The following is a 17088-nucleotide window of genomic DNA, read 5'->3' on the forward strand; positions in this document are numbered from 1 at the left end:
TAAGGAGTGTCCATGACCAACTTCAACAATGATGCCTATCTCCAGGCAAAAGCAGCCGAGCCACAGCAGCCTTGCGACCTGCGTGCAAACCCGGCCCACTCGGGCGGCCTGTTCATGGAGGCGCCTCACAGCGAGCTCTGGAGCCGCAATTTCGGCGCGCCCGTCACCGGTCTCTGCCTCACGGCGGATGCCGCGTGGCTTGCCGTCGCCTGCCGCAACCGCACCCTCACGGTGCTGACCCGCGATTGCCGACCGTGCTGGTCGCAGCAGTTCGCGGATGAGCTCACGTGCCTGGCGATCAGCTCCACGCCTTGCGTCGCGGCGGGTACGCAACGGGCGGCAGACGGCAGCGGTACGGTCAGCCTCTTCGATGCCGACGGCCAAGCGCTGTTCAGCGTCCCCCTGGCGTCGGCGCCCTACGACATCAGCCTCTCGGCCGACGGCGAACGACTGGTCGTCCTCTGCCAAGACCAGACCCAGCACATCGTCACCCGCAGCGGCAGCGGCTACGAGCTGCGGCAAGCCGACGCCCGCCACCTTGAGCCGGCCGCTGCATCGGCGGCTTCGAGCCACAGCGCCAGCCTGCTGAAGGTCAAGGAGCGCCTGATCAGCGTGCTGGACCGGGACGCCGGGATCGTGGCGCTGCACGAGCTGCCGCGCACGGCGGTCAAATGCGCGGTCTCCCACACTGGCCGCGCCGGCATCGTCGCCCTGGAAGACGGCTCGGCCCTGCTGCTTGAGGGCGACGGCCTGCGGCAGTGCAAAGCCACCGCCGTGGTGGCCGCGCCGGGCATCTGCAGCGTCGCGATCTCTGCGGGCGGCACAGCCGTCATCGGTTCGCCCGACGGCACCCTTCGCCTGCTCGATCGCCAAGGCAAGCCGCTCTGGGCCTGCAAGGCGGGCGGTGAGGTCTGGGCCGCCGGCATTTCGCAAGACGGCTCGATCGTCGTGTCAGGCTGCACCGACGGCACGGTCAAGCTGCTGGTCAACCATGCCCACGACAGCCACAACCAGCACATCGGCCTGCTGCAACTGAACGCAGAACAACTGGCCGACGAGGCCGAACAGCGCAACGCGGCCGAAGCGCTGCTCGCCCAGCTCGGGCAAACGGGGCTGATCGAATATGCCGTGGACTGGCTGAACGGCGGATCGCTGCGACTGAGCCAGGCAGACCGGGAGGCACTGGCGATCAAACTGCTGGCCGAGGATGTGCGGCTGTTCCCCAGCCACTGCACCAGCCATTTCCTGTTGGCGCAGGCCTACCAGCAGCGTCAGGAATGGCACCAGGCGGCGCGGCACTTCACTTGGGCGGGCCAGGACGACCGGATGAAGCTCAAGAGCTTCACCCAGGCCGGCGAGAGCTTCCTCATGGCCGGTCATCACTTCGCGGCGAAATCGGCCTTCCGACGCGCCCGCGAACTGACCGTCAGCGAAGAGGCCAAGAAAACCCTCTACACCCTGGGGCGCATCCATCAGGAGCAGGGCTCCTTCGCCGAGGCCCAGAAATACTACGAAGTGGTGTTTACCCTCTGCCCCGACTACCTCGATACCGACACCCGACTGCAGCAGCTCAGCCGCCAGGCCGCGCAACCTGACGGCCTGCGCAGCGACGACAAGGACTGGTACGCCAGCCTGATCCTGGGGCTGCTCGACCCCGCCGCGCAACGCGGTTTCGCCCCGGGCACCGCACGGGCCACCCAACTGGCGGGCGTGGCCGAACAGCGCGGGCGGCTGCTCTCGGTGATCGATGGGTTCGCGCTGGACAAAGCCGACAAGGCCGCCGATGCCGCACTGGACTACGACGTGGCGGCCTACATGCGCTACGACTGCTCCGTGCCCGAGGACGAAGCCAAGAAATCCCTTGAGCTGGTCAACATGCTCGATTGCCTCAAGCATTACGGCCCGTTCCGCAAAAGCCTGGACATCGGCGCCGCGACCGGCCGCTACCCGACCCTGCTGGCCCAACAAGGCATCCAGGCATTCGGCGTCGACCTGGAACCAAGGGCCGTCGAGTATGCCCGGCAGAAAACCGGCGGCGCGCTCAATCCGGACTTCCGTCAGGGCGATGCCAGGGCGCTGCCGTTCGAAAGCACTCAGTTCGACCTCATCACCTGCATGATGGGCACGGCAGCGCACTTCCCGAGGCAGGACTTCTCCAAGGTCATGTCCGAAATCCATCGCTGCCTGGTGCCGGGCGGGTTCTGCGTGATTTCGACCTGGGACATCGAATGCCCGCACCTGACCTACCTCTCGATCTACTCCCACGAGCAGAAGGAACTGATGCGACAGAACGCCCTCAGCCGTGGCGAGGCCAGTGAGATCGCCCGGGCGCAGGGCTTCGCGGTCGAGGAGATCCGTCCGCTGGGGCTGCTCCCCGAATCGCTGGGCTACGAACTCGACCTGCAGCAGGACGGGCCTGCCCGGATCCGCAACCTGCTGGACATGGATCTTGCGCTGAAGGCCAAATTCCCGAGCCTGCACGGCCAGATGTACATGTTGATCATCCGCAAGACCTAAGCCTGGCCGATCGCAAAACACTAGCCTTCAACTTTTCAAGGACGTTCAACCATGACCACCGAAGAACAAGACACCGGCCTCTATCTCGTCGTGATCAACGACGAAGAGCAGTACTCCCTCTGGGCGGCCGAGCGCCCCCTGCCCGGCGGCTGGCACGCGACAGGGCAACAGGGCGACCGTTCGCAGTGCCTGGCCTACATCAAGGACACCTGGACCGACATGCGGCCGCTCAGCCTGCGCCAGCGCCTGCAACCCTAGCGCCGGACAAGGCTCGGGCTCACCCGGGCGGCGCCTTGTGCGTCGTCCGGGCGGGCGAGAGCCACCGGCTGGCGCCGCTTCTCTCTCTAAAGGAATAGCCTGATGTCTGTACGCAGTCGCTTCTCCAACAAGGCACCGGTCTCGCACGAGCGTGCCTCTCTTTTGCTATTGCTCATTGCCTTCGTCGATGCTTCCGGGCGTGGCCTCTTCCTCGCCGGCGCCACGTTCTTCTATACCCAGGTGGTCGGCCTGAGCACCGTCCAGGTGGGCATCGGCCTGGCCCTGGCGGGGCTTTGCGGGCTTGTCTGCACGGTGCCCATCGGCCGGATCGCCGACCGCTTCGGCGCTGCCCGGGTGCTGGCGGTGCTGCAGGTCTGGCGCATGCTGGGCTTCCTGATCTACCCGTTCGTCAACGACTTCTACGCGTTCCTGCTCATCGCCTGCTTCATCGGCTGCGTGGAACAGGCGGTGTGGCCGATCATCCAGACCCTGGTGGGGGCGGCGGTCAAGTCCGATGCCTACGTCAAGACCATGTCCAAGGTGGCCATCGTCAGGAACGTCGCCTACATGCTCGCCGCAGGCGTGTTCGCCATCGTCGTCGGCGTCGCCAGCAGCGCCAACGCCGTGATCGGCCTGCTGATCGCCAATGCGCTGGCGTTCCTCATCTCGGCCGTGCTCCTGGTGGTGGCCAAATTGCCTCAGGCGGCTGCCCGGGAACAGGTGGACAGCGCGCCGGCGGCCGCCGCTGCGCATCCGCTGAAAAACCTCAACTTCCTCTCGCTGTCGCTGTGCAACGGCATCCTTTCGCTGCACCAGGCCGTGATGACCATCGCCGTGCCTCTGTGGCTGCTGACCAAGACCCAGGCGCCCAAAGCCCTGATCGGCCTCATCCTGGTGGTCAACGGCATCATGGCCATCACCCTGCAACTGGCGTTCAGCAAACGCGGCAACGAAGTGGTGCACGCCGCGCGCAAGCACCTCTACGCCGGGATCACCTTGGCGCTCTCCTGCGCCATGGTCGCCATGACCACGGCCGATCAGTCGCCCTACCTCGCGGCAGGGATTCTTCTGTTGGGTTGCGTGGTGATGACCTTCGGCGAACTGTGGCAATGCGCGGGCGCCTGGGGGATTTCCTATTACCTGGCGCCGGCCGAGAACCGGGCCTACTACCTGAGCGTGTATGCCTTGGGGGCGAACCTGATGACCGTGGTCTTCCCCGCGATCTTGCCGATCGCCGTGGTGGAACGCGGAGCTGCCGGATGGATCGGGCTGGGGGTCGTGTTTGCGATTGCCGGCATCGCCACGCCCCTCCTCGCCCGCGCCGCCAGCCGCCAGCGCGCAGGAACCCGTGGCGATGACCTGCAGGCCCAAGGCGCGGAGGCCTGACACACGACGCTGACCAACCGGCCATTAAAGGACGCACTATCCAAACAGCTCATTAGTTGACCGGTTGTTTTGGCGCCATATGTAACCATCCCGTGACATTCAATATAAGCCACGGGAAGGACGGCCGTGCCCATTTCAAAATGTTGCGCACCCTATCCGTTGCTGGCACCATGGCAAAGTTATAAGGACTGCACTTGCTCATGGCACGCCAGAAAGGACTCTGATTTGAAAAAGAACTCTACGGTGCTCGATGCGATCGATCTGAAGATCCTGAACATCATGCAGACCGACTGCCTGACCACCACTTCAAAACTCGCGGAAGTTCTTTCCATGAGTGAAACGCCTTGCTGGCGCAGGCTCAAACGCCTTGAGGAAGAAGGCTTCATCCAGGGTTACCAGGCCATCCTGAACAAAGAGGCCCTGGGCTTCGAAGTCACCGCCTTCGTTCATCTCTCCGTCGATACACATACCGAAGACGTCACCCGAAAACTGGAAGAAAAGATTACTTCCTGCCCGGAAGTCGTCGCTCTTTACAATGTGACTGGGGACTATGACTTCTTGATAAAGATCGTCTGCAAAAGTATTTCCCTGTACACCGAGTTCATTGAAAAGACACTTCGCAAGATCCCCTGCATTACTCAAATCAAGACTTCCATCACACTTCGGGAGGTCTATGATTCCCGACTGTTGCCTTTATCGGCACGCACATAACTTGCACACGCCACTGCTACGAACGCATACACGCCCAGGCGATCGCCCTGGCGACGACCCAGGCGCGGGCGAATCCCGTAACGATTGGCTACAGTGCATCTTCCGATGCCGCGAACGCACGGTCGCGGTCTGACCTCAGCAGTGATCCATCAACAGGATGTTCAAAGGAGCAGGATTTCATGGCAGCACTGGATACCGTTTTTCATGATCTTCATCGGCAAGGCCTGCTGATGCTCGCCAACGTGGGCGATGCCGGCGGCGCGCGCCTCGTCGAGCGCCTGGGCAGCAAGGCCGTGGCCACCAGCAGCGCAGCGATGGCCTGGTCCCATGGCTACCAGGACGGCAACAAACTCCCGCTGGAATTGCTGCGCTCCACCATCGCCTCGATGACCCGGGTGCTCAGCGTTCCCCTGACCGTGGACATCGAAGGGGGCTATTCGGATGAACCCGAACAAGTCGCCAACGTCATCGACGCCGTCCTCGCCGCCGGTGCGGTCGGGGTCAACATCGAAGACGGCGTGGGCTCCCCCGACCTGCTCATCCGCAAGGTCGACGCCGCCAAGAAAGTCGCCGACCGGCACGGGGTCAACCTGTTCGTGAACGTGCGCTGCGACGTCTACCTGAAGAACCTGCTGCCCGCCGAGCAGCGCCTGGAAGAACTGCTCAAGCGCGCCGCGCTGTATGCCAACGCAGGTGCAGACGGGCTGTTCGCCGCCGGCGTGGTCGAACCTCATGAAATCGCTGCGGTGTGCCGGGAATCGAAATTGCCGGTCAACCTGCTGTGGCGCGCTGGCCTGGCCGCTCCCGATGAACTGCAACGCCTCGGCGTCAGGCGCCTGAGCGCCGGCTCAGCCATCGCCGAGTTCCTGTATGGCGCCATGGGCGGGTTGGCCAGCAGCTTCCTGGAGCACGGGCATCTGGACACCCATGCCTTGAAGGCCCACACCTACGGCGAACTGAATTCGCTGATGGCTCCCCGGGCGCAGTGATCCAGTCCGGCTCGCTGACGCCGGCACAAGCCAAGGACATCGCCGGCAGCGAGCTGCCGGCCTACGTCACCGTGTTGTTCAATGCCGGCGAACGCGCTTCATGACGGGATGTGCCCGCTGCCTTTCGCGGCCCTGTTGCGCGAACGCAGCGCTTCGATGCCGCTGAAGAGCAACATGCCGCCGAGCATCGCGGCCACGAACAGCCAGGCCTGCCAATCCCCACCCGGCAGCAGCACCAGCGCCGGCCCCGGACAGAGGCCGGCCAGCCCCCACCCCACGCCGAACGTCAGGCTGCCGACGACGAGACGGCGGTCGATGTCGCGCCGGTCAGGCAAGTGCATCTTGGCGCCCAGCAAGGCCACCGGATGGCGACGCGCCCAGGCCATGGGCAACGCCGCCGCCCCGATGGCCCCGACCATCACCAGCGCCAGCGACGGATCCCATTCTCCGGCAAGGTCGAGAAAGCCCAGCACCTTGGCGGGGTTCGCCATGCCGGCCAGCAACAGGCCCACGCCGAACAGCACGCCTGCGAAAAAACCGATGATCCGGGTCATGTCATCCTCCTTGCATCAGATGCCGGGCAACGAAGACGGTGATGAACCCCGCCGCCATGAAGCACAGCACCGCCACCGCCGAGCGCGATGACAGCCGGGACAGGCCGCACACGCCATGACCGCTGGTGCAGCCGCTGCCATAGCGCGTCCCCACGCCCACCAGCAGGCCCGCCGCCACAAGCGTCAAGGCGCCTGCGCCGAAACGGGCCGGCGGCACCGGCGCAAACAGCTGCCAGAACAGCGGCGCGGCGATCAGTCCGAGCAGGAAACCGCCCTTGTCTCCCCGCCCCTCCCCGCCGCGCTGCAACAGCGAGCCGAGCAACCCGCTGATGCCGGCGATCCGACCGTTCGCAGCCACGAACAACCCGGCCGCCAACCCGATCATCACGCCTCCCGCCAATGCCGACCACGGCGTAAAAGCAGACATCGCAACCTCCTCCCCTCTATACAGAAAAACGGATACGCCTGCGCCTCAGGGCTCGGCCCTGCGGCTCAGCCGGCCCACCCAGGCCCATGCGCTCACGCCGTGCAATATAACGCTGAGCACGACGCAGGCAATGGTGGCGGAAATGAGCGTGTCGCGCGCCTGTAACGGCACATCCAGCACCAATACCGCGAAGACAATGGAGGCCAGGCCCCGCGGCCCGAACCAACCGATGAACAAACGGCTCTGCGTCGCCAGGGCACTGCCCGCCAGGCTGACCCAGACGGGCAGCATCCGCACCAGCGACAGGCTCAACAAGGCGTAGAGCCACACGGAAGGCGACAGGATCTGCGTGGCCTTGGGCGCCACATAGGCGCCGAACACCACCCAGGTGATCAACGAAAGCGCCTCGCCGAGGGACTCCCCAGCCTGCAGCAACGCGTGGGTTTCCCGCCTGAACAGGCAGCCGGTCAGCAGCCCCGCGCAGAACGCGGCGATGAACCCGCTGCCGCCCAATGCCTGGGCGCAGGCGAAGCTCAACAACGCCAGGCCCGGCATCACCAGTTGCTGCCATGAAGCGATCGGCGCGATATCGCGGCGCGCCCAGCGCAGCACGCCCCCCGACACCAACGCCAGGCCGACGCCGGTCAGCAGGCCGATCCCCAGCTCTTCCAGAAAGAGGTGCCCGGCCAACGTGAAAGGCAACGCGGTGTGCTTTTCCGCCACCAGCGCCATCAACAGGAGCATCAACGGCACGCAGATGCCGTCGTTCAGGCCGCTCTCGACGTTCAGGCTTTCCCGGATATCCGCCGGCACGGCGGGGTTGCTCACCACGGCCTTGCCGAGGGCGGCGTCCGTGGGCGCCAAGAGGGTCGACAGCAGGGCCATCTCCAGCCATGGCATCGCCGGGAACAGCCACCGGGCGACCAGCCAGCCGGCGATCAGGGTCAGGGGCAAACCGATCAGCAGCAGACGCAACGGCAAGTTGCGGTGCAGGCGCAACTGGGCAAGGTCGGCATTGGCGGCATCGGTGAACAGCACGATGGCCAGGGTCAGCTCAGCCAACTGGCGCAGGTCGTGACGATCCATCGCCAGGTTGAGCAGGCCCAGCCCGGCAGGGCCGGCGGCGACACCGGCCAAGAGGAACAAAAGCGGCCCGTTGACGGGTTTGGCCTCAAGCGAACCGGCGAAGGCCGCATACAGCACCAGCAATGCGCTCAACACGGCCAGGTTCTGGTACATGGCAACGCTCCTTGATCGCAACGTCTGTGCCTGACGCTATCACCGGGGCCGCGGCGCGGCGAGGCGAAACCCGGCAGAAGTTATCTCAGGTCAAGGAATCGTCGAATAAACCGCTGCGCCCTTTGCGCGCCGACCGTCGGCCGCAACCGGGCGCTCAGGAACGGAAGATCTCGAAAGGCTCGACCCGCAGCACCTTGCCGATGCCCAGGTAGCTGGACACCCCGGCGATCAGCAGCACCAGGCCGAACGCCAGGCCCAGGTTCCAGAACGTGATGATCGCCGCATAGTTGGGCAAGTACGTTCGCCCCAGCGCAATCACCACGGTGACCAGGCCCACCCCCAGGCCATAACCGGTCAAGGCCGTGGAGAGCGCCATGTACAGGATCATCAGGAGCAGGTCCCGGGGGTTCGCCCCGATCGCCTTGAGCGCCGCGAACTTGTCCAGGTTCTCGAGGATGAAGCTGTAGAAGATTTGCCCTGAAATGGATAACCCGACCAGGAAGCTGATGGTCGTCATCAACAATATGTTGGTGCCGACCCCGGTCTGGTAGATGTAGAAGTCTGCGATGCGTTGGTTGAACTGCGCCCGGGTCAGCGCCACATAGCCCAGCCGGGCGACGCTTTCCTGAATGCGCGCCACCGCCTGCTCGTCCCTGGGCTTGACCAGGATGTAGGAGATCTTGAATCGGGCGGTCGGCACGTATTCGATCGCCCGCCGATAGGTGGTGTAGAGGGTCGGCACGCCGATCAGCCCGCCGGTCAGCACCTTGGCGATGCCGACCACGGTGCCGCGGTGGTCGTTGAGCTCGAAGTCGGTGCCGATGCCAGGGCTTCCGAGCTTTGCGTATTCGGCGTCATGCACGATGACAAAGCCGTTCTCGGCGTAGAGCGCCTCGATGGCGCCCTGCTCCAGGTCCGGGCGGCCGTACAGGCTGGTGTCGTCGAGGCCTACGACGCTGACGATCTGATAGGTGCCGTCGGCCAGGCGGGCCTGGGCATTGCCGACGAACAGCGGGACTGCATAGTCCACCTGATCCAGGCTGCGCACGGCGTCCAGCAGGTAGTCCGGTAGCGCAATGACCGCGGTGGGCGTGTTCACCGCCGGATCGATCACCCACATGGGCGCGCCGATATTGGTGACCGTCGAGTAGGCCCGGGTCAGGATGCCGGCGAACATCGCCGTCATCTGCATCATCAGGAAAACCGAAAAGGTCAGGCCCACCAGCAAGGCGGAGAACTTCGCCCGGTCGCTGACCAGCAGCTTGAACCCGATGCGCAGAATCCCGGTGTATTTCATGGTGTCTCCTTGCCGGCCTGCGCCGCCGGGCCGTTCCACCCGCCACCGCCCAGGGCCACGAACAGCGCCGCTGTCGCCTGGCGGCGCTGGGCCGTCGCCTCCAGCAACGCGATGTCAGCCTGTTGCAGCTGCACATCGGCCACCAGCACATCGATGTAGGGCACCAGCCCCGCCCGGTAACTGACCTGCAGCGCCTGCAACGCAGCGTCGGCCGCCTGCGCCGCCTCGCTGCGCTTCTGCAAGGCCAGCGCATCGAGCTGCAACGCGTCGAGCAGGTCCGCCACCTGCGAGAACGCGCTCAGCACCACTTGCCGATAGGCCGCGTCCGCCTGCCGGTAAGCCTCCAGCGCCGCCTTGCGTTCGAACCACAACCGCCCGCCTTGGAACAACGGTATGTCGACGGTGGGCCCGATGGACCAGAAGCGTCCCGAAAACAAGGAACCGAGCGAAGTGCCGCCGGTGCCGTAGCTGCCCGTCAATTCGATGCCGGGAAACAGGGCGGCGGTGGCGACCCCGATGGCGGCGCTGGCCTGATGCAGCTGCGCTTCGGCCATGCGGATGTCCGGGCGCTGGCGAACCAGCTGCGAAGGCAGGCTCACCGACAGGTCGTGCGGCAGGCGCAAGCTGTCCAGGGGGATGTCGGGCAACGTCAGCTGGTTCGGCGCCGCGCCCGCCAGGCTCGCCAGCAAGTGCCCCGACTCGATGAACCGGAGGCGGACATCGGCCAGTTGCGCCTCGTTGGTCGCGATCAGGCTTCGCAGGCCTGCCTGCGCCGAGTCCGCCAGGGTGCCGCCGCGCACTTGCGCATCGGCGACGCTCAACTGCTGTTGCAGCAATCCGATCAGCCGCTCCGTTGCCTGCACTTGCGCCCCGTAGGCGGCGCGGGCGATCGCCGTGTTGACCACATTGCCCGTCAGCGCCAGGTACGCCGCCTGCAAGCGGAAGGTCTGCAGATCGGCCTGCGCCTGCAGCCCTTCGACCGCCCGCCGCTGCCCTCCGGCCACGTCGAGCACATAACGGACGGTCGCCCCCAGCGTCACGACGCTGAAGACCGAATCCGCCACCGCCAGCCCCGGCTGCTCGGCGCTGCCGCGTTGCCGGCGGCCGGCAAGGCTGGCGCCGACCTGCGGGTAGTAGACGCCCTGCCCGGCCTGCAGCAGGTCGTGGCTCTGGCGCAGGCTGGCCTGCGCCGCCTCCAGGGTCGGGTTGCGCTCGATGGCCTGGCGGACGAGGCCGTCGAGCGGCGGCGAACCGAACAGCGTCCACCAGTTCCACGCCAGGTCGCCGCCTGCGACGAACCGTTGGCCCTGCCCCTGCACCGTCTGCGGGTCGGCGAGGGTGCCCTGCCAGTAAGGCTGCCGCTCGGGGGCCTGGGGCGGCGTGAAGTCGGGCCCCACCGTGCAGGCGGCCAGCAGCGACAGCCCGCAGAGGATCGCGTACCGCAGGCCCAGGGCGCTCATGGCGTCTTCCGGCTGATGAACACGTCCACCAACTGGCCGGGATAGATGGTCGGCAGCCCTTTGCTTTCGAACCGGAACAGCACCGGCAGCACCCTCAGGTCCACCCGTTCCTGCCGCTGGTTGGACAGTTCGATCTTCGGAGTGACATAGGGCTGTATCCGCCAGAACTGCAACGGCACCCTGGTCTGGGTGCCGCGGATCGCCATTTGCGCCTCCATCTGGTCGGCCGGCGGCAACTTGTCGATCAGGATCTCGTCGACGTAACAGCGGACCACCAGGCGCTCCTGGCCGCCGGTCATGACCACCAGCGGCGTGAACCCCTGCGTGTGCAGGCTGTAGACCCCTTGCGGCGACACGTAGCTGCCCACGGCCCCGTTGAGGGTCACCACCGTTCCCTCGGCCGGCGCCTTGATCACGTAACGCGCCAGTTCGGCCGCCGATGCCTTGAGCGCCGCCCGGGCCTGCGCCGCCTGGTTCTTCGCCGTGTCCAGGGCGTCCACGCTGATCGACCGAGCATCCATGCGGTAGGCCGCCAGCCGCTTGGCGTATTGATCGGCGGCGACCGCCAGGTTGGCCTCGGCCAATTCGAGGTTCGCCCGCGGCACCGCGTCATCGAGCGCCACCAACGGCGTCCCGAGGCTCACGGGCTGTCCTTCGCGCACCAGGATCCGCGTCACGGGCGCCGCGACTTGGGGAAAGATCACGATGTCGCTGCCCCCGGCCTGTTCGCTCTCGACGATGCCGTTGGCGTAAATGGCCGCCCGCTCGCTGCTGGTCGGCGGGAAGACCGGGGGCAGCGGCTCGGGCGTGCGGCCGAACAGGTAGGCCGCGCCCAACCCGGCCAGCGCCCCCAGGAGCGCGACCGCCTGCAGCCATGGGCTTTTCATGGCATCGTCCGGTCGCGCTCGATGACCCGGCCGTCTTCCATATGCACGACGCGGTCGGCGAACATTTCGATGCGGGCATCGTGGGTGACGATCAGCACACAGCACTGCGCCGTGAGGATCTGCTGCCTGACGAACGCGATGACCATTTTGCCGGTGTCGCCGTCGAGGGACGCGGTCGGCTCGTCCAGGATCAGCAGGCTCGGGCTGCCGACGATGGCCCGGGCGATGGCGACCCGCTGCTGCTCGCCGCCCGACAACTTGGCCGGAATGAGGTCGGCGCGGCCTTCCAGCCCGACCACCGCCAGGCATTGCCGGGCCGCCGCCAGCGCATCGTTCCAGGGCCGGTGCCGCAGGATCAGCGGAATCGCGACGTTCTCGGCGCAGGTCAGCCGCGTGAAGAGGTGGTAGTCCTGGAACACGAACCCGAAATGCGCCAGGCGCACCTGCGCCAAACGCTCGCCGTCGAGGCTCCAGATGTCCTGGCCGTTGATGGCGACGGTGCCGGCGTCGGGCCGCAGGATGCCGGACAGCATGCTCAACAGCGTGGTCTTGCCGCTGCCCGAGGGGCCCACCAGATAGACCATCTCGCCGAACCGCGCGGTGAAGTCGACACCGTCCACGGCCTTGACCCGCGCGGCGCCCTCCCCGAACCCTTTGCTCAGTCCGCGTGCGGCGATGGCGGGCATGGCGTTGCGATCGACCGACAGGTTGCTCATGGGCCCTCCCGCGCAAGACCTGTGACGCAGCCATCAAGGTAGGCCGGCGGGATCCGCCAGGTTTGACCTGGATCAGGTCCGCCCAAGGCAGGCCGAATAAGGTCAGGGCGAATACCGTCACGCCCCGGCAGGTGACCCATGAGCCTCTCCGTTCCCTCAAGGCTTCGTCTGTACGATGAAGAAGACCTCGACCGCATCCTGCGTGAAATGGCCTGCCAGGCCCTGGCCCGGATGCCCGCGTCGCGGATGGCGCTGATCGGCATACAGCGGCGCGGCGAACCCCTGGCCCGGCGTCTGCAGGCTCACTTGCAGTCAATGGCCGGCGGGCCGCCGTTGCCGCTCTACCCGGTCAAGGTCAAACGTTACGCGGATGACCTCAGCGTGCTGCATGCCCAGGCGCAGCTCACGGAGAACCCCGAACTGGCCCGGCTGAACCTGGCCGAGACGTCCTTGCTGGTGGTCGACGACGTGCTCTACGAGGGACACTCGCTGCTGCGCACCTGCGCCTACCTCGCCGGGCTGGGCGCACGGCATGTGCTCAGCGCCGTGCTCGTGGACCGCCATGTGTGCCGCCAGCCCGTGCACGCGGACATCGTCGGCATCCACCTGCAGGTCGCCGCGAAAGACATCGTCGAGTGCCACGTCCCGCCCTACGAGGCAGACTTCTGCGTGGAGGTGGTGCGCCACGGCCGACCTTGACAAATATCAAGGCCCGCCGGGCCCGTCGCGTCACGCTGGGGCCTGCCGCTGCGCCTGCACCGAGGCGGCCATCGCGGCGGAGGCCATCATGAATGAATTTTCGCGACTGTTACTGATCTGCCATCCGGACCTGCACCCCTCGCCCGCCCTGACGCGGGCTCAACTGCTGGCCAAGGCCACGGGCGCCACGCTGCACCTGGTGGCCCTGAGCCAACTGCCCCCACACCTGGCGACCCTGGACCGGGTCCTGCGCAGCCACGCCCGCCAGCAGGACGCTGAGCACCGCGGCGCCTGGCTCGATGGACAGGTCCGGGCGCTGGCCAGGCAAGGCATCGACGCCTATGCCGAAACAGTGGATGACGAAGACCCGCTCAACGACCTGATCCGCCTGGCCCGGGAGCAACGGGTGCACATGGTGATCAAGGACATCCGCCACGAGACCGCCCTGAGCCGCGCCCTGCTCACACCGCTGGACTGGCACCTGCTGCGCGCCTGCCCGCTCCCGCTGCACTTGGTGGCCCAGGCCGCCCCGCGGCTGCCGGAGCGCGTGCTGGCTGCGGTGGACCTGGCCGAAGACGATCCGGCCGTCGAGACACTCAACGAACGCGTCCTGCAAGCGGCACAGGCACTGGCGCAGCGCTGCAAGGCGCCGCTGCACCTGCTGCAGGCCTATGAGCCCAGCAGCAGCTTCGTCGCCTATGCCGCCGCGCCGGTGGCCTGGACCCAAGAGCTGGTCGAGGACATCTGCGGCCGCGCCCGCGAACGCATGGCCCGGTTCGGCAGCCGCTGGGGCGTTGCACCCGAGCGCCAGCACCTGTTGCAGGGCCCTGCGCGCAGCGTCATCGGCGAATTCGCCGACCAACACAGCTTCGATGTGGTGGTGATGGGCACCCTCTACCACGAAGGGGTGGCCAAGATCATCGGCAGCACCACCGAACAGACCCTGTACAGGATCCGCTCCAGCCTTCTCGCGATCCCCGGCTGACCGCGCCGCAGCCCGCCGGCCACGGCCTTCGGGCCATGGCCGGCGGGCATCTTTCAGTCACGGTGCCAGTCGACGCTCAGGTACACCTCACTGTCGCTGTAGCGGTAGCTGCAGGTGCCGTCATAGGCGGCCTTGAGCTCATGGCCGATGAGATTGGCCAGGTGGGTGCCGGTGGTGGTCGCCACCAGGGCGTCCGGCCGGCAGTCGATGTCGATCAGCCGTTCCAGCACGTGCGTCTGCCGCTCCTGCTGCTCGGCGTTGTGCATGAGCTGGCGGATCTCGGCCTCATGCCCGGCCAGGAAATGCCCCGTCACCCGGACCTGGCCGGCAGCGGCCCGGTCCTCGATGCGCCGGCATGCCGGACAGACCGTCGATTCCACCGCCCCGGCCTCGGCCGGTGCGTGCCAATGCCATTCGCCCTCATGGTAAACGGCGCCGCATTGCGGGCAACGCGCCTTGCCGCCGGGGCGAAGCGGCGTGGCGTAGGGGTCGAACCGCTGCGGCTTGAACAGTTTGTCCTTGCGGCTTTTCTGGAATTTATCCATGGGCGTGCTCGCTGTGCAGGTGATGAGGGGCGCAGGCCCAGGCCTGCGTCGTCCTGCCCAGTGTCCGTCCCGCAGGCAGGGCCGACTTGATAATCGTCAAACCGGGGCGCCGCACCGCGCCTATGTCGGGCGTGAACTTCTTGCGGAGCCGACGCTGATGAAAGAACCGCTTGCGTTACTGTTCGCCCTGCACGGCAGCCAGGCCTACGGCGATGCCGTGGCGCGGCGCCGCGCACGGCTGAGCCGTTGCTGGCGCCTCACACCGCCAGGATGTTGCAGGGCACCTGGTACAGCACGTGTTCGGTGGTGCTGCCGAACAGGCGCTCAAGCCCCCGCGCCGCCGGCCGGCCCATGACGATCACGTCCACCGGGTGGGCCTCGATGTAGTCGTTCAGCACCGGCACCGGACGCCCGATGACGAAATGGCGGCGCTTGCCCGGCGCACCGTGGCGGTCGGCCAGTGCGTTGAAGTCGTCCTCAAGCTCTTCGCGCAAAGGCTCGGTGATGTCGTCGACGGCCCACGCGCCGTAGGCCATGTCGCCCATGTAGGCCACCGACAAGTCACAGGCATGCAGCAGGTCCAACTGCGCACCGGTCTGCAGGGCCAGGGCGTTGGCCTGCTGCACGATCGCCTCGTTGCGTGCCTCGCCTTCGGCGGTATTGTCGGCCACGTCCACCGCCGCCAGAACCTGGTGCGGCAAGGCAGGCCCGGCGGCGCCCAGCAAGTAGACCGGAATCGGACAATGGCGCAGCAGTTTCCAGTCCAGCGGCGTGAAGAAGGCGCGCTTGAGCGCCGGTTCACGCTCGACTTGCTTGAGCAACAGATCCGGCTTCATTTCCAGGGCATGCGCCAGGATGTCCTCCTCCAGGTCATCGCTCCAGGCCACCTCGACGGTCACCTCCACGCCCTTGGCGCGCAACGCGCCCGCTTTTTTTTCGAGCTGCGCCTGCCTGACTTGCAGAAGCGCCTGGCGCTTGGCCTGGTGTTCTTCGGTGTCCAGCAATCTGGGCCGGTCGTGCGCCGCCAGCAGGCCGACGATGTGCAGATGGGCCGAACTGGATCGGGCCAGGGCACCGGCCTGTTCCAGGGCGTTGGATTGATGCAGTGCCGGATTCAGGATCAGCAGCAGGGTTTGATAGTGGCTCATGATGGACTCCCGTGATCGGGCGCGCCTGACCGTTCAGGCTGCGCGGTTGCATCCGCTTTGCGCCGGACAGGACACCGCCCGGCAGGCGGGTCAGGGGCAAAGGGCCGGTGCTGGCAGCGTCCCCCAGCGCGCGCCCTGACGCTTGATTTTTATCAACCGCGCGCAGGCGCTACTTGCGCAAGGCCTGGCGCAGTTGCCGCACCTGCGCCTGGGCGTCGTCCGCCCTGCGCAAGGCCTCGTCGGCGGTCCGCTCGACCCGGTCGAGGCGGTAGCACACCTGATCGGCGCGCAGCCGGGCGGTGGCCGCGTTGTCCTCCGCCGACTCCAGGCGCGCGTCGTATTCCTGCGCACGCCAAGGCGTGCATCCCGAGGCCGCCGCCAGCAGCAGCCCCGACAGTCCCACCCACAGCAAGCATTGCATGGCCGTGTCTCCGTGCATGCCCAAGATGACCCGAGTATCGGCGCCGGCACCGGGCGGGGCCTGACATTTATCAATCGGCCCGGTGCCCGCGGAGTTTGACCTTTGTCAATCGCGCTGCCGCGCCCGGGCGTAAAAACAAAGTCCCCGGGCGATCCGGCCCGCCTTTGAACCCGATAGCGGAGACCCTCATGAACGACCTCGACTTGCGCGACCTGGTGCTCGAAGAGCTGCAGTTCCAACCCGACATCCACGCCGCCAGCATCGGCGTGGCGGTACAGGATGGCGTCGTCACCCTGTCCGGCCACGTCGACAGCTACGCCCAGAAAGTCAGCGCCGAGCGCACGGTCAAGGCCATGAAAGGCGTGCGCGGCCTGGCCGAGGAAATCGAAGTGCGGCTGAACAGGCTCGAAGGCACCGCGGACGACACGATTGCCGCCCGCGCCCTGAAGATCATCGCCTGGAGCTCGGACGCCAATGTGGAAGGCATCCAGGTCACCGTGCACAAGGGCACAGTGACCCTGGAAGGTGAACTGGACTGGCAATACCAGAAAGAAGTGATCGAGCAGGCGGTGTGGCGCCTGTCCGGCGTGGTGCGCGTGCACAACCGCATCACCCTGAAGGCCCGCGCCGATGCGGGCGACATCAAGCGCCACATCGAGGATGCGCTCAAGCGCAGCGCCGAAATCGAGGCCGACGGCATTCGCGTCACCGTCAACGGCAGCGTGGTCCGGCTCGAAGGCAAGGTGCACCTGCTGCGCGAGCGCGAAGTGGTCGAGCGCGCGGCCTGGGCGGTGCCCGGCGTGAGCAAGGTCGAAGACTTCCTGCTGATCGCCTGATCCGGCAGGTCAC

18 protein-coding genes are annotated in these 17088 nt (G+C 66.5%); 8 read left to right on the plus strand and 10 right to left on the minus strand.

Annotation, left to right across the window (positions count from 1 at the left end):
• The first annotated feature begins 12 nt into the window (after window positions 1-12).
• From CAG41_RS16980 to CAG41_RS17000, 5 genes are all read left to right on the plus strand, one after another.
• A complete protein-coding gene (locus CAG41_RS16980) occupies window positions 13-2517 on the plus strand; it encodes a methyltransferase domain-containing protein (protein WP_256582606.1) in 2505 nt (834 codons plus the stop codon).
• A gap of 51 nt (window positions 2518-2568) precedes the next feature.
• A complete protein-coding gene (locus CAG41_RS16985) occupies window positions 2569-2775 on the plus strand; it encodes an MbtH family protein (RefSeq protein WP_085583173.1) in 207 nt (68 codons plus the stop codon).
• Window positions 2776-2877: 102 nt separating this feature from the next.
• Window positions 2878-4161, plus strand: coding sequence for an MFS transporter (locus CAG41_RS16990; RefSeq protein WP_085583175.1), 1284 nt, complete (start codon window positions 2878-2880; stop codon window positions 4159-4161).
• 225 nt (window positions 4162-4386) lie between these two features.
• Entirely contained in the window at window positions 4387-4872 is a 486-nt protein-coding gene (locus tag CAG41_RS16995; protein WP_085583177.1) for an Lrp/AsnC family transcriptional regulator, read from the plus strand.
• A 179-nt stretch (window positions 4873-5051) separates the two neighbouring features.
• Window positions 5052-5861 (plus strand): isocitrate lyase/phosphoenolpyruvate mutase family protein, encoded by an 810-nt coding sequence (locus CAG41_RS17000; protein WP_085583179.1) that lies wholly within the window; start codon window positions 5052-5054, stop codon window positions 5859-5861.
• Between the two features lie 98 nt (window positions 5862-5959).
• Here the strand turns inward: CAG41_RS17000 and CAG41_RS17005 are convergent, their stop codons facing one another.
• From CAG41_RS17005 to CAG41_RS17035, 7 genes are all read right to left on the minus strand, one after another.
• Window positions 5960-6415: a YeeE/YedE family protein gene (locus tag CAG41_RS17005; protein WP_085583181.1), complete on the minus strand. Its 456-nt coding sequence runs from the start codon at window positions 6413-6415 to the stop codon at window positions 5960-5962.
• A gap of 1 nt (window position 6416) precedes the next feature.
• The gene (locus CAG41_RS17010) at window positions 6417-6842 is read right to left on the minus strand and encodes a YeeE/YedE family protein (protein WP_085707236.1); all 426 of its coding nucleotides are present in this window, start codon (window positions 6840-6842) and stop codon (window positions 6417-6419) included.
• Between the two features lie 45 nt (window positions 6843-6887).
• Complete coding sequence (locus CAG41_RS17015; protein WP_085694731.1) at window positions 6888-8081, minus strand: sodium:proton antiporter; 1194 nt, start codon at window positions 8079-8081, stop codon at window positions 6888-6890.
• Window positions 8082-8235: 154 nt separating this feature from the next.
• Window positions 8236-9378, minus strand: coding sequence for an ABC transporter permease (locus tag CAG41_RS17020; RefSeq protein ID WP_085583187.1), 1143 nt, complete (start codon window positions 9376-9378; stop codon window positions 8236-8238).
• Window positions 9375-10838, minus strand: a complete 1464-nt coding sequence (locus CAG41_RS17025) for an efflux transporter outer membrane subunit (RefSeq protein ID WP_085707237.1) — start codon at window positions 10836-10838, stop codon at window positions 9375-9377. Before CAG41_RS17025 ends, CAG41_RS17020 begins: the two co-directional genes overlap by 4 nt.
• On the minus strand, window positions 10835-11725 hold the full coding sequence (locus CAG41_RS17030; RefSeq protein WP_085632454.1) for a biotin/lipoyl-binding protein: 891 nt from the start codon (window positions 11723-11725) through the stop codon (window positions 10835-10837). Before CAG41_RS17030 ends, CAG41_RS17025 begins: the two co-directional genes overlap by 4 nt.
• A complete protein-coding gene (locus CAG41_RS17035; protein ID WP_085707238.1) occupies window positions 11722-12441 on the minus strand; it encodes an ABC transporter ATP-binding protein in 720 nt (239 codons plus the stop codon). Before CAG41_RS17035 ends, CAG41_RS17030 begins: the two co-directional genes overlap by 4 nt.
• Before the next feature lie 138 nt (window positions 12442-12579).
• Between CAG41_RS17035 and CAG41_RS17040 the strand changes: the two genes are divergently transcribed.
• Window positions 12580-13140 (plus strand): phosphoribosyltransferase family protein, encoded by a 561-nt coding sequence (locus CAG41_RS17040; RefSeq protein ID WP_085583195.1) that lies wholly within the window; start codon window positions 12580-12582, stop codon window positions 13138-13140.
• Window positions 13141-13228: 88 nt separating this feature from the next.
• Complete coding sequence (locus CAG41_RS17045; RefSeq protein WP_085707239.1) at window positions 13229-14125, plus strand: universal stress protein; 897 nt, start codon at window positions 13229-13231, stop codon at window positions 14123-14125.
• A gap of 53 nt (window positions 14126-14178) precedes the next feature.
• On the opposite strand, the gene CAG41_RS17050 is transcribed toward CAG41_RS17045, so the two are convergent.
• The 3 genes from CAG41_RS17050 to CAG41_RS17060 form a co-directional block, all read right to left on the minus strand.
• Complete coding sequence (locus tag CAG41_RS17050; RefSeq protein ID WP_085583199.1) at window positions 14179-14670, minus strand: BCAM0308 family protein; 492 nt, start codon at window positions 14668-14670, stop codon at window positions 14179-14181.
• Window positions 14671-14927: 257 nt separating this feature from the next.
• Entirely contained in the window at window positions 14928-15818 is an 891-nt protein-coding gene (locus tag CAG41_RS17055) for a universal stress protein (protein ID WP_085583201.1), read from the minus strand.
• A gap of 169 nt (window positions 15819-15987) precedes the next feature.
• Window positions 15988-16239, minus strand: a complete 252-nt coding sequence (locus tag CAG41_RS17060; protein WP_085707240.1) for a hypothetical protein — start codon at window positions 16237-16239, stop codon at window positions 15988-15990.
• Window positions 16240-16427: 188 nt separating this feature from the next.
• Here CAG41_RS17060 and CAG41_RS17065 point away from each other — a divergent pair, with 188 nt between their 5' ends.
• Entirely contained in the window at window positions 16428-17075 is a 648-nt protein-coding gene (locus tag CAG41_RS17065; protein ID WP_085707241.1) for a BON domain-containing protein, read from the plus strand.
• The last annotated feature ends 13 nt before the right edge of the window (window positions 17076-17088 follow it).

Source organism: Pseudomonas sp. B35(2017) (assembly GCF_002113645.1).
Lineage (GTDB): Bacteria > Pseudomonadota > Gammaproteobacteria > Pseudomonadales > Pseudomonadaceae > Aquipseudomonas > Aquipseudomonas ekonensis.